This window comes from Paenibacillus phyllosphaerae, assembly GCF_014192105.1.
Classification (GTDB): domain Bacteria; phylum Bacillota; class Bacilli; order Paenibacillales; family Paenibacillaceae; genus Paenibacillus_Z; species Paenibacillus_Z phyllosphaerae.
The window spans coordinates 1-11,856 of the sequence record NZ_JACHXK010000026.1; the positions used below are offsets into that span (position 1 = coordinate 1).

The 11,856-nt window shown below is 50.3% G+C and carries 14 protein-coding genes, 1 rRNA gene and 1 riboswitch; of the genes, 13 read left to right on the forward strand and 2 right to left on the reverse strand.

The window, feature by feature from the left end; genetic code table 11:
- Positions 1–94: ribosomal RNA gene (rrf, locus tag FHS18_RS30225) — 5S ribosomal RNA — on the forward strand; the annotation flags it as partial.
- A 111-nt stretch (positions 95–205) separates the two neighbouring features.
- Here the strand turns inward: rrf and FHS18_RS30230 are convergent.
- Positions 206–736: a transposase gene (locus FHS18_RS30230; RefSeq protein WP_183604134.1), complete on the reverse strand. Its 531-nt coding sequence runs from the start codon at positions 734–736 to the stop codon at positions 206–208.
- Positions 737–962: 226 nt separating this feature from the next.
- Here FHS18_RS30230 and FHS18_RS30235 point away from each other — a divergent pair, with 226 nt between their 5' ends.
- The 10 genes from FHS18_RS30235 to rsmI all read left to right on the forward strand — a co-directional run bounded on the left by FHS18_RS30235 (position 963) and on the right by rsmI (position 8,526).
- Positions 963–1,151, forward strand: coding sequence for a sigma factor G inhibitor Gin (locus tag FHS18_RS30235; protein WP_183604135.1), 189 nt, complete (start codon positions 963–965; stop codon positions 1,149–1,151).
- A gap of 242 nt (positions 1,152–1,393) precedes the next feature.
- Positions 1,394–2,881 carry an aminotransferase class I/II-fold pyridoxal phosphate-dependent enzyme gene (locus FHS18_RS30240; RefSeq protein ID WP_183604199.1) on the forward strand — a complete coding sequence of 496 codons (1,488 nt, stop codon included), beginning with the start codon at positions 1,394–1,396 and terminating at the stop codon, positions 2,879–2,881.
- An 81-nt stretch (positions 2,882–2,962) separates the two neighbouring features.
- Positions 2,963–3,607, forward strand: a complete 645-nt coding sequence (gene tmk, locus FHS18_RS30245) for a dTMP kinase (RefSeq protein ID WP_183604136.1) — start codon at positions 2,963–2,965, stop codon at positions 3,605–3,607.
- An 82-nt stretch (positions 3,608–3,689) separates the two neighbouring features.
- On the forward strand, positions 3,690–4,019 hold the full coding sequence (locus FHS18_RS30250; protein WP_183604137.1) for a cyclic-di-AMP receptor: 330 nt from the start codon (positions 3,690–3,692) through the stop codon (positions 4,017–4,019).
- Between the two features lie 17 nt (positions 4,020–4,036).
- A complete protein-coding gene (locus FHS18_RS30255) occupies positions 4,037–4,480 on the forward strand; it encodes a YaaR family protein (RefSeq protein ID WP_183604138.1) in 444 nt (147 codons plus the stop codon).
- A 20-nt stretch (positions 4,481–4,500) separates the two neighbouring features.
- A complete protein-coding gene (gene holB, locus FHS18_RS30260; protein WP_183604139.1) occupies positions 4,501–5,478 on the forward strand; it encodes a DNA polymerase III subunit delta' in 978 nt (325 codons plus the stop codon).
- A 4-nt stretch (positions 5,479–5,482) separates the two neighbouring features.
- On the forward strand, positions 5,483–6,283 hold the full coding sequence (locus FHS18_RS30265) for a PSP1 domain-containing protein (RefSeq protein ID WP_183604140.1): 801 nt from the start codon (positions 5,483–5,485) through the stop codon (positions 6,281–6,283).
- A gap of 75 nt (positions 6,284–6,358) precedes the next feature.
- On the forward strand, positions 6,359–6,745 hold the full coding sequence (locus tag FHS18_RS30270; RefSeq protein WP_221401525.1) for an initiation-control protein YabA: 387 nt from the start codon (positions 6,359–6,361) through the stop codon (positions 6,743–6,745).
- Positions 6,746–6,867: 122 nt separating this feature from the next.
- On the forward strand, positions 6,868–7,635 hold the full coding sequence (locus FHS18_RS30275; protein WP_343060746.1) for a tRNA1(Val) (adenine(37)-N6)-methyltransferase: 768 nt from the start codon (positions 6,868–6,870) through the stop codon (positions 7,633–7,635).
- Positions 7,636–7,638: 3 nt separating this feature from the next.
- The gene (gene rsmI / locus FHS18_RS30280) at positions 7,639–8,526 is read left to right on the forward strand and encodes a 16S rRNA (cytidine(1402)-2'-O)-methyltransferase (RefSeq protein ID WP_183604142.1); all 888 of its coding nucleotides are present in this window, start codon (positions 7,639–7,641) and stop codon (positions 8,524–8,526) included.
- A gap of 121 nt (positions 8,527–8,647) precedes the next feature.
- On the opposite strand, the gene FHS18_RS30285 is transcribed toward rsmI, so the two are convergent.
- Positions 8,648–8,902, reverse strand: coding sequence for an AbrB/MazE/SpoVT family DNA-binding domain-containing protein (locus FHS18_RS30285; protein WP_183604143.1), 255 nt, complete (start codon positions 8,900–8,902; stop codon positions 8,648–8,650).
- A 342-nt stretch (positions 8,903–9,244) separates the two neighbouring features.
- On the opposite strand from FHS18_RS30285, the gene FHS18_RS30290 reads away from it, so the two are divergent.
- Complete coding sequence (locus FHS18_RS30290) at positions 9,245–10,564, forward strand: HD domain-containing protein (protein ID WP_183604144.1); 1,320 nt, start codon at positions 9,245–9,247, stop codon at positions 10,562–10,564.
- Between the two features lie 8 nt (positions 10,565–10,572).
- On the forward strand, positions 10,573–11,340 hold the full coding sequence (locus FHS18_RS30295; RefSeq protein WP_183604145.1) for a TatD family hydrolase: 768 nt from the start codon (positions 10,573–10,575) through the stop codon (positions 11,338–11,340).
- A gap of 182 nt (positions 11,341–11,522) precedes the next feature.
- Positions 11,523–11,729: riboswitch (cyclic di-AMP (ydaO/yuaA leader) on the forward strand.
- Positions 11,730–11,856: the final 127 nt, after the last annotated feature.

Consider the following 11,856-nt stretch of genomic DNA (forward strand, 5'->3'; position numbering starts at 1 on the left):
ACCACGCGTACCCATCCCGAACACGACCGTTAAGCCTTCCAGCGCCGATGGTACTTGGACCGCAGGGTCCTGGGAGAGTAGGACGTCGCCAAGCATGAATGACCGACCACGGTATGTGGTCGGTTTTTTTGTTGTTCCTATGGGAAGAAGCGGGACAAATTAAAAACCGCACAAGCTGAGGGCCTGTACGGTTACGTAATGGCTTCTACCGATGATAGAAGTTTACTTCAGTGGGTTGAAATTTAATAACGCCATCAGGCCGGCATTTGCGCAGAGGGCGAAGAATCAGCAGTCTCGGTACAAGAAACCATAGATGCCAGCTGATTAGAGCAATCATCTGGGCTTCATTGGCCCAGGGATAGAGCACCCCGATTGCACAAAGTCCTAGCCAGAAGAGATGCCGGTGTACGCGGCGATATAAGGCTAACTCAATGTAGGCAGTGGGAATATAGCCGAACCAGGGCTTGGACAATCGTAATCCCCATCGTCTGTAGTTAGGTTCATCCACTCGTACTAGCGTTAATCGGATAATCGCAAAATGAATAATTTGAATAAGCAAGATACTTATACCTATCGCGATCGCTCCGTCGATCCGGTACATCGATAATTGAAACAGAATCAATACAAATGCAATTACTAAGTGGCTCCATACATATTCCTTATGAATACCGATCTTACGAATTAGCTGGTATTGATAAATCGTTGCTTTCACTTGTTCGGCAAGTGTGCCCCTCATGCATCAACGCCCTTTCTAACTAGACCTTCCGTATTATGTATCGGTCTAAAGGAGGACAAAATGAATAGGGTTCCTTAAACTGGTACGAGGCGATTAATCACCTTTTGGGCTTGACGAACATAGACTGTATTACTATTTGAAATGGGCTATGAAACAAGTTTAGCTTGCTAGAGTTTGTGGCATACTAGAACCATTAGGTTGAATTGGTGCGAGGTGGATTCAGCAGATGAAAGAGATTCAGAGTGCGAAATATTGCATTATATGCGGGCATGAGAAGTTGGCTGGCATTCGAATTATCGACGAATTTATTTGTGAGTCGTGCGAGACCGAAATGGTACAGACAGACGTGCAGGATGCTAAATATCCTTTCTTTATCCATCAATTGAAACGGCTATGGGTGGAGAAGAACGCTTGAAGTTCGCTTAGGGATAAGTGTGGCCTATCTACTCATTATTATCTTCGTGCCGCCTTTCCTTCTTATCATTGGCATATGTATGTTGTACGTCAGACAGGTATACGATCATCCCTGTGTAAGCTCTTCATGGAGCAGACACAGGGATTTATTTTTGGCTTGACCGTTTCATGAGGATGCGTCTTATTTTTCGACTGGATATCCGTTATGATGAAGGGAGAGCTTACGGAGAGGAAGACCTTGTGATGAAACCGCTACAACAATTTCATGCGCCTATCTATGCCATGCTGCAACAACATTCCAAGTCGGATCCCATCAGCTATCATGTGCCAGGCCATCGGTTTGGCGCCAGCCTTGCTCCCTTGGAATCGATTGAGCCAGAGGCAGCTGCAGCTTTTCAAGCCATTATGAAGCTAGACGTAACGGAGCTTTCAATCACTGACGACCTACATGACCCTTCAGGAGCTATTGCTGAAGCACAGGAGTTGGCAGCCGCTTGTTTTGGCGCTGAGCAGACCTATTTCCTTGTAGGCGGAAGCACCTCGGGCAATATAGCGATGATTCTAGCCTGCTGCGAGCCTGATGACCTCATTCTCGTCCAACGCAATGTACATAAATCCATTATGAATGGCCTGATGTTAGCTGGGGCAAGAGCGGTCTTCATGATGCCTGAACTTGAATCCGAGAACGGTCTGCAGCTTCCTCCCTCGCTATTTGTGGTGGAAGAGGCATTGATCCTACATCCGAATGCCAAAGCGGTACTACTCACTAATCCAAGCTACTTTGGCCTGAGTGTAGATTTAATCCCATATGCCGAACTGATTCACCGTCATGGAAAAATGCTGCTCGTTGACGAGGCACATGGTGCCCATTATGGCCATCATCCAAGCTTCCCGGCCTCGGCGCTTGCGGCAGGGGCGGACGCGGTCGTCCAATCCACCCATAAGACGTTAGCTGCGCTCACAATGGGAGCTATGCTGCATATTCAAGGGCAGCGCGTGGATCGTAATCAGCTGCGTCACGCATTGCAAATGACGCAAAGCTCTAGCCCCTCGTACCCCCTTATGGCTTCGCTCGATATTAGCCGGGCAATGATCGATGCTTGCGGGGAAGGGTTGTTTGCGCCTGGATTGGAAGCGTCGAGTCGATTGCGATCTTGGCTGGATGCCGGCCACACCCGATTCGGGACGAGAACGATTATGGACCCTAACGTGCGCATGGATCCCCTGCGCGTGTTGATTCAAGACAAGCTAGGGCGAATTAGCGGCTACGAGTTGCAGCGAAGGCTTGAAGCCCATGGTTGCTGGGCAGAGATGGCGGACCGAGAGGTCGTTGTTCTTTTGTTCGGAGCACAGACAAGCGCGACAGATGTAGACCGATTAATAAAGGCACTTGAACAGATCAGCAAGGTGGAGTCGCATGACAGCGAAGGTGATACACGAACACCCGACCCAGTAAGATCCGAGTTTGGGCATATTAATCATGTTGGAATTTCGAATGTCGTGGCGTTCTCTCGCGTACGGCAGGCAACGGAGAGTGTCACTTTGCTCGAGGCGGAGGGCAGGCACTGCGGAGAAGCGGTTATTCCTTATCCCCCGGGCATACCGATTGTTTATCCAGGTGAACTCCTCCATAAGGAGACGATCGAGACCATCGCGCAGCTGGCCAAGCTTGGCGCAAGGTTTCAGGGTGCCTCTGATGGGACAATGAATACGATCCAGGTGCGGAAGTAGCCCTTAGGATCGTTTACGGGGTTGGACACATTTGTTAAGATATGATAAACACGGCATGAAAGCTAGAAGAGGAGAAGAACGGTGGGCAAAAGAGGGACTTTTATTACGCTAGAAGGCGGCGAAGGGGCAGGTAAATCGACACTCATCGCTGCACTTGCACATAAAATGACAGCAGATGGGCTTGAGGTCTTAGTGACGAGGGAGCCCGGCGGCATATCGATCGCCGAACAGATCCGCGGTATTATTCTCGATCGGAGCAATACGATGATGGATTCCCGCACCGAGGCTTTGCTGTATGCAGCCGCGCGAAGACAGCATTTGGCGGAGAAGGTGTTGCCGGCGCTCGAAGCAGGCGTAACGGTACTGTGTGATCGATTCGTCGATAGCAGTTTGGCCTATCAGGGCCATGCACGAGGCCTAGGAATCGATAAGGTCCGTGCCATTAACGAATTTGCTATCGACAAGACAATGCCGGATCTGACGCTATATCTCGATATAGCGCCTGAGGAGGGGCTTAAGCGGGTGCGTGCTGCGGGAGAAGAGCATGGTCGTGAGGTCAATCGCCTCGATCTGGAGGCGCTGGCATTCCATGAGCGGGTAAGAGAAGGATTCTTGAAGCTGATGGAGCAGGAGCCCGGCAGGATCAAAGCCATTCAAGCAGATCAGGACCAAGAGGCCGTGCTTGCGGAGGCAGCAGCGATCATTTACCGCTATTTAGAGGAATAAAGGCGATCGATGTCAAATTTTAATAAGTAGGACGTTCAATAGCCGTTGGTATCTTGAACGGCATCTCATGGGAGGGATTGGGATGAAATTAGTTGTCGCGATTGTGCAGGATAAAGACAGCAACCGATTATCGAATGCGCTCGTACGTGAAGGCTTCAGAGCAACGAAGCTTGCAAGCACTGGTGGATTTCTGCGAGCAGGCAATACTACATTCATGATTGGTACCGAGGACGAACGCGTTCACGAGGTGATGCAGGTCATTCGTTCTAACTGTAAAGTTCGCGATCAGCTCGTTTCGCCGGTATCCCCGATGGGCAGCACAACGGACGCATACATTCCGTTCCCAGTCGAAGTTCAAGTGGGCGGAGCCGCAGTCTTTGTGATGCCAGTCGAACGATTTGAACATTTCTGATTGGACGTGAGTCAATTATGAAAATAAATCCGGGCATGCGTCCGCTTGGCGCAGACCGCGCAAGGACGGATCTCGGCTCCAAGCCGCTGATGCAAAAAAATTTCTCTGATATGATGAGCTATCAGGACGAGCAGCGGTCAATGGAACAGCTTCAGCAGAAGCTGCAGGATATTCATCTTCAAGGTGAACGGCTCTCGCGCTCGATGACTGTGCGGGAGCTGACCCATTTCCGTAACATGGTCAAACAGTTCCTTGAGGATACCCTCCGCCGGGGAATCGGCATGAAGGAGACGAAAGGATTCGACCGCCGCGGACGGACGAAACGGTACAAGCTGCTCGATGAGATTGATTCCGTGCTTGTCTCCATGGGAGAAGAGCTGCTGACGACCGAGGAAGGGCGCATTGAGCTGCTTCACAAGATCGGCGATATCCGCGGGCTGCTGATCAATTTTCTTTTCTAAGAAGGGAACGAAGGAACGTCATGAGCATCGCACAGCTTGCCGGTCAGCCTAACGCCAAGCGAATCTTGCAGCATGCGCTTGTAAGCGGTAAAGTATCGCACGCTTACCTGTTCAGCGGACCGCAGGGCAGCGGGCGCCTGCGTATGGCTATGGAGTTCGCCAAAGCCTTGTTCTGCACGAGCGGAACAGGGGATGCATGCGGCGAATGTCTGGAATGCCGCAAATTCGAACATGGCAATCAGCCGGATTTGCATGTCGTTGAGCCGGACGGCAATTCCATTAAAATCGGCCAAATCCGCGATCTTCAGCGGGAGATGGCTTATCGCAACAGCGGCACGGACCGCAAAGTCTACATCATGAAACGGGCCGAGACGATGACGCTTCAGGCAGCTAACAGCCTGCTGAAGTTTCTGGAGGAGCCGACAACGCCTGTAGTCGCTATCCTGCTGACTGAGAACGGCCAGGCTGTCCTGCCGACCATTCGATCCCGTACGCAATGGGTACCGTTCATGCCGCTCGCCCCTCATGATATGCTGCAGACATTAACAGAGGAAGGCTTTGCGCCTAACACGGCACGGGCGGCGGTCCATTTGGCATCGGGGCTAGATGCTTGCAGGGAGATTCTCCAACAGAATGGGTTTGCAGAAATGAGAAACGTAGTGATACAATTGGGGAAGGATAGTCTAACCCGATTCACCGCGGCGATGTTGACTGCCCAACAGCAAATTTACAAGACCGAGCTCGGTGAGAAGCCTCAGTTGCTTCTATCGATGCTTTTTCTATGGTATAGAGATTTCATACATGTACAAGCTGGTAGACAGGAAGCGGTTGTTTTCATAGATCAGGTGGAATGGCTTAAGAAGCAAGCCTTTAGTCGTCCAGCGGAAGGCTGGGTTCGCTGCATGGAGCTGACGCTCGAAGCAGGCAAACGGATACGGGCCAATGTGTCACCTCAGCTCGCATTTGAACAGATGTTAATTCGTATACAAGAGGGGTGAGGGATTGTACAACGTCGTTGGCGTCCGCTTCAAGAAAGCGGGTAAAATCTATTACTTTGATCCGATCGACCTACCGGTAGACAAAGACCAACATGTCATTGTCGAGACAGCAAGAGGGGTCGAATACGGCAAAGTGGTGGTCGGACAGAAGCAAGTCGGTGAATCGGATGTCGTCCTGCCGCTTAAGAAAGTGATCCGCATTGCCGGAGACAACGACGCAAAGATCGTCGAGGAGAATAAGGCTGCAGCGAAGAATGCTTTCTCAACCTGCCTCGATAAAATTCGTGACCATCAGCTGAAGATGAAGCTGGTTGACGTTGAATTCACTTTCGACCGCAACAAAATCATCTTTTATTTCACAGCAGAAGGCCGAGTGGATTTCCGCGAACTGGTCAAAGACTTAGCCAGCGTCTTCCGGACGCGTATCGAACTTAGGCAGATCGGTGTGCGCGACGAGGCGAAGATGCTCGGCGGTATCGGGCCTTGCGGACGCGTACTATGTTGCTCTTCTTGGCTCGGGGACTTTGAGCCGGTGTCGATCAAGATGGCTAAGGATCAGAATTTGTCGCTTAATCCAACGAAGATCTCCGGATTATGCGGACGACTGATGTGCTGTCTGAAGTATGAGCATGACAATTATGAAAGTGTTCGTGAGGAGCTGCCGTCAGTAGGGAAGATTGTCATCACTTCTTATGGGGAAGGTAAAGTAACCGGCATTAATGCAGGAACCAAATCCGTATACGTACAGTTGTTCGACGGTGGGAAGCCTAAGGAGCTTCCGCTGGACGATGTTGTGATGAAGTAGATCTTGTAACAACTATTCTCGAAGCCGGGCAGTCTTGGGGTGGAGAACGTGAACAAGAATGATTTATTTAATAAGATGGACGAGCTTGAGACCAAAACCGGGCATTTTCATACCGAGCTAGGTGTACTGAAGCAGCAGATTAAGGCGTTGATCGAAGAGAACAAGCGCCTCACCATAGAGAATCAACAGCTGCGCAAGGTGTTGAAGCGCGAGACGAATACTGCGCAAACGACAACACCGCAGCGGAAGCAGGCTCCCGTTGCCGTTCATGCCGTACCGGCGCCGGTGGAGCAGACGGAAATGCCGCTGGCCTTGCCGATCGACCAGGCTGCAGCGGTGGGCGAGGGATATGATAACCTGGCACGGCTGTATCACGAAGGTTTCCATATCTGCAATGTGTATTACGGGCATTTGCGTACGGAAGGCGACTGTCTGTTCTGCTTATCGTTTCTCAATAAATAAGCTTTCTATTGTTCGGAAGCACCGAATTGGGCCGTCCTTGTATAAGGGCGGCCTTATCGTTTATGCTGTGAGCAGGAATTTGTATCGATTGAATTATAAGGTATCGGAGGCACGAACAGGTCGTGACGAAAGAACTTGCACTTCAGCCGAATGAACGGCTGGACGATTTGCTGACGCATCAGCTCCATATTATTCAAAGCCGCGAAGTGTTCAGCTTTTCGATGGATGCGGTGCTGCTGGCCAGATTCGCGGGCATCCCGCCAAAAGGGAGAATACTCGATCTATGTACAGGCAATGGGGTCATACCGCTGTTGCTGACGACAAGAACGAAAGCGACGATCGATGCGGTCGAGATTCAGCCCCGTTTGGCCGATATGGCACGCCGCAGCGTAGCCATCAATGAGTTGGAACATCAGATTCGTATTATTGAAGGGGATCTAAGAACCTTCCCTGCGGATCAAGGCTATCCGATCTATGACGCCATTACGATCAATCCGCCTTATCTGCCACCTCAAGCAGGCGATCAGAACGAGAATCAGCACTATGCCTTCGCTCGCCACGAACTCAATGGCAATCTCGACGAAATAGTAGCCGCTTGCTCCAAGCTGGTGCGCAATGGCGGCCGGGTGTCGATGGTCCATCGGCCATCGCGGCTCATCGAGATTATCGATGCGATGCGCAAATACAAGCTGGAGCCGAAGCGGATCCGCTTCGTCCATCCGCATGCCGGTGCAGAGGCCAATATTGTGTTGATCGAAGCGGCGAAAGACGGGAAACCGGAGGTCAGATTGCTCCCTCCGCTAATTGTATATAATGAAGAAAGACAATATAATGAGGAACTTATGCAGATCTATTATGGCGATAAGCGCCCTCATCCGGGAGAAGTATAAGTGATGAATGTACAGCATAGTTTTAGCGGAGGCGCGAGTAGCGCCTCAGGGACGCTTTATTTGGTAGGGACCCCAATCGGCAATCTGGAAGATATGACGTTCCGGGCGATACGAACCTTGAAAGAGGTTAATCTGATTGCGGCCGAAGATACAAGGCAGACGCGCAAATTGCTAACGCATTTCGAAATCTCGACGCGCCTTGTGAGCTATCACGAACATAACAAGGGAGCAAGCGGACCGGAACTGATCCGTCTATTGGAGGAAGGGCAGAATATCGCGCTCGTGAGTGATGCAGGTCTTCCCGCTATCTCTGATCCGGGTGCTGATCTTGTAGCCGATGCGGTAGCGCATGATATCGCTGTCGTACCGATTCCGGGGGCCAATGCAGCTCTATCTGCGTTAATAATGTCGGGACTGCCGACGGAGAGGTTCACTTTTGTCGGATTCCTGCCAAGGGATCGTAAACCGCTGCGCGAATGGTTGGAGCATAACCGCAAGCAGGAAGGTACGATGATCTGCTATGAATCGCCACATCGGGTGGCAAAAACCTTAACGGCCCTGCTGGAATCATGGGGAGACCGGAAGATGGCTATGACGCGTGAGCTGACGAAGCGGCATGAAGAGGCAGTGAGAGGAACGGTATCGGAATGTCTGGCTTGGCTGGAGGAGCACCCGCCGCTCGGGGAATACTGCCTTGTCATTGCGGGTTTCGAGCAATCCGATGATTATCGGCAGGATGAGGACATGCCGTGGTGGCAGGATCTTGAGCTAGCTGACCATGTGGCACGTTACGAGCAGGAGTGCGGAGACCGTAAAGAGGCGATGAAGCGGGCCGCGGCAGACCGAGGTCTTGCGAAGCGGGATGTCTATAACGAGCTGATGCGCAAATAGGTAGATAAAAAAAAGGGCCTTCCTGATCGGGTTCGTCTCAGGAAGGCAGTAAGGAGTTATAAAAAGGTTAGAATTAACTGATTTATATACGTATTATAACCGATAATTTCGAATTTGTCTCTTATTTTGTAACAGGAGCCGGCATTTCGGAAAGACATACATGGCAAACGATTTTACCTTTGAAGTAAGAAACGTTCTCCGCGTTGCCACAGAAAATACAAGCGGGCTCATATTTCTTAAGCATGATGCGCTCGCCGTCTACATAGATCTCAAGCGCGTCTTTTTCTCCGATGCCAAGTGTGCGGCGAAGCTCAATCGGAATAACTACACGTCCGAGCTCGTCAACTTTCCGTACGATACCTGTTGATTTCATCATGATGGTCCGTGCTCCTCTCAATATACCTATATTCGTCATTATTCGACAAAATTCTATCATTTCTTTTCTCTATAGTACCAACGTTTCCCATAATAGTCAACCTTGAATCGCCTGTAAAATCTGGGTAATGTTCTTGTTAGAGCCTATAGAGCAGGGATCTTAAGCCATTACTAGCTTACAATATTATGTCGGGTTTTGGAAATAGATTTACGACAGTTTTCGACATTTTAATAGAACTTGTGTCGAAAGCATGTCGAGTAACTGAATGGAAGCTGTAGGAGACATGCCTAATCTCGCATTATAATGGATGGAAAGGTATGATAGTTTAAGGAGGGATAGCCAATGAATGCCAAGCTACAGCCGTTAGCAGAAGAGAAGGTCTTCAAGGACCCGGTGCACAAATATATCTACGTTCAGGACCGCACCATCTGGAACCTGATTAATACGAAAGAGTTTCAACGGCTGCGCCGTATTCGACAGCTTGGAACTTCCTATTTGACGTTCCACGGAGCGGAGCACAGCCGGTTCTCCCATTCGCTTGGCGTCTACGAGATTACCCGGAAGGTCATCTCGCAGTTCGAGCGTGGCGGATACGCAGATTGGCCGCAGGATGAGAAACTCGTCTCGCTTTGCGCCGCACTGCTGCACGATATTGGACATGGTCCATTCTCGCATTCCATAGAAGATGTGTTCGATACGCATCACGAGGATTGGACGTGTCGCATTTTATTAGAAGAAACAGAAGTGAACCGCGTGTTAAAAGAGGTCCATCCCGACTTCCCGGAACAGGTCGCCGCCGTCATCCGCAAGACCTACGAGAAGCCGATTGTCATCAGTCTCGTATCCAGTCAGATGGATGCCGACCGTATGGATTACCTGCTGCGCGATGCATACTTTACAGGTGTGAATTACGGCACCTTTGACCTTGAGCGGATCCTGCGCGTCCTTCGTCCTCACCGGGGAAGGATCGTCGTGAAGGAGAGCGGCATGCATGCGGTAGAGGATTATTTGATGTCTCGCTACCAGATGTACTGGCAAATTTATTTTCATCCGGTTACCCGAAGCTCCGAAATCATCCTGCGGCAAATCTTCCGTCGGGCCAAAGAGCTAAGTATGAATGGTTATGCATTCAAATGGATGATGGAGCCGATCGCTCGATTGCTTGGCGGTACAATCGATGTGCCGAACTATTTGGCGCTTGATGAGGCAACGGTTCAGGCGGCGTTCACCCAATGGCAAGCGGAAGAAGATAAGCTGCTGGCGGATCTATGCCGAAGATTCCTGGAACGTAAGCTGTATAAATATGTAACGATGGATGAAGCAGACGAAGAACTGTGGGCAAGAATCCGCGGAGAGTTCTCCCGCATCGGCCTTCATCCGGATTACCATCTCGAGATCGATTTTCCCTATGATCTGCCTTACGCCGTGTATCGCTCCGGCGTGTACGATGCGAAAAAAGACGACAAGTCGCCTATACTGGTACTCGGCCGCGATGACCAAGTGTACGAGATTTCGGAGCAATCCGATATTGTTCGCTCCATTACAGGCATGCACCGGGGCAAGTACCACCTGTATTACCCCTATGAACCGTTGCTTGAATCAGCGGATCAGCTAAGCGAAGAGCTCAGGCAGCTGTTTGAACTGGATAAGGAAGGAGCTTAATTTACATCATGTTAATCGACACGCATACTCACTTGGATTCGCATAAATTCGACGAAGACCGTGCAGAAGTCATCGAAAGAGCGCGGGCAGCCGGCGTCGAAATTTTGATTAATATCGGCTTTAATCGGGAGACAATTCCGACAACAATCGCACTGGCCGAACAATACGAGTTCATCTATGGCGTTGTGGGCTGGCACCCGACGGACAGCTTGGACTATGGACCTGGCGACCTCGATTGGATTGCATCTTTATGCGATCACCCGAAGGTCGTCGCCATTGGTGAAATCGGACTGGATTACTACTGGGACACCTCGCCTAAAGAGGTGCAGAAGCGCGTTTTCCGGGAACAAATTGAGCTTGCGAAGCAGAAAAAAAAGCCGATCGTCATCCATAACCGGGATGCCCATGAGGATGTTGTAAGCATATTGAAAGAAAGCAATGCGAAGGAGGTCGGCGGTGTCATGCACTGCTACTCCGGCAGCTGGGAAACGGCGAAGCAATGCCTCGATATGAACTTCTATATCTCGTTCGGCGGACCGGTCACGTTCAAGAATGCGCGGGTGCCCAAAGAGGTGCTTGCGAAGGTTCCGCTGGACCGTCTTTTGATCGAAACGGATGCACCGTATTTGGCCCCTCATCCCCATCGAGGGAAGCGTAATGAGAGTGCCTATGTTCGTCTCGTTGCCGAAACAGCTGCGGAAATTACAGGAAAAACATTGGCCGAAATCGAGCAAATAACGAGTGAAAATGCGCGGAAATGTTTTTCCATTCGATGAAACAAGCTTAAAAAGCAAGGATTTGGGACGATTCGAGCGAAAAAACTATTTTCACCTGGATAATTTCCGGTATTTTCACGAGTTTTTCCTTAAAATTCGGTAAAATCGTCCTTTATCGCTTCTTTACAATCTGGAGCAAAAGACTGTATCATTCATTTCAGAGCTTTTGAAGATGTATTCCTTTTCCAATAACGCTTAATCTCCGAATCGGAGAGCGGGGGAACCAAATGGGGATCTGCAGACGGTCGCTGCAGCAAGCCGCGTTGAATTCTTCTTGGGGTGAATTTCTAGAAGCGCCTGTATGTAAGACAAGGGCGTGTAGCTAGAATAGGGCGACTCTCTCGCCCGAATCCGACAGCTAACCTCGCAAGCGAAATAAGAGAGATCAACCTCGTGCATCCGTTCCATGCTACCCGTGTCCCACAGGAAGCCACGAAACAGATCTTCTGTCGTCGGCTTCTTTTTATTTTGAATTCAAAGCGGTTGTAAGTTTTCTTACGAGCATCCGTCTTGGAA

Bases quoted from the DNA above. Each gene is read 5' to 3' on its own strand.
- FHS18_RS30250 (WP_183604137.1), top strand. From the start codon at position 3,690: ATGAAATTAGTTGTCGCGATTGTGCAGGATAAAGACAGCAACCGATTA.
- FHS18_RS30240 (WP_183604199.1), top strand. From the start codon at position 1,394: ATGAAACCGCTACAACAATTTCATGCGCCTATCTATGCCATGCTGCAA.
- FHS18_RS30230 (WP_183604134.1), bottom strand. From the start codon at position 736: ATGAGGGGCACACTTGCCGAACAAGTGAAAGCAACGATTTATCAATAC.
- FHS18_RS30295 (WP_183604145.1), top strand. From the start codon at position 10,573: ATGTTAATCGACACGCATACTCACTTGGATTCGCATAAATTCGACGAA.
- FHS18_RS30255 (WP_183604138.1), top strand. From the start codon at position 4,037: ATGAAAATAAATCCGGGCATGCGTCCGCTTGGCGCAGACCGCGCAAGG.
- FHS18_RS30235 (WP_183604135.1), top strand. From the start codon at position 963: ATGAAAGAGATTCAGAGTGCGAAATATTGCATTATATGCGGGCATGAG.
- FHS18_RS30270 (WP_221401525.1), top strand. From the start codon at position 6,359: ATGGACGAGCTTGAGACCAAAACCGGGCATTTTCATACCGAGCTAGGT.
- FHS18_RS30290 (WP_183604144.1), top strand. From the start codon at position 9,245: ATGAATGCCAAGCTACAGCCGTTAGCAGAAGAGAAGGTCTTCAAGGAC.
- holB (WP_183604139.1), top strand. From the start codon at position 4,501: ATGAGCATCGCACAGCTTGCCGGTCAGCCTAACGCCAAGCGAATCTTG.
- rsmI (WP_183604142.1), top strand. From the start codon at position 7,639: ATGAATGTACAGCATAGTTTTAGCGGAGGCGCGAGTAGCGCCTCAGGG.
- FHS18_RS30285 (WP_183604143.1), bottom strand. From the start codon at position 8,902: ATGATGAAATCAACAGGTATCGTACGGAAAGTTGACGAGCTCGGACGT.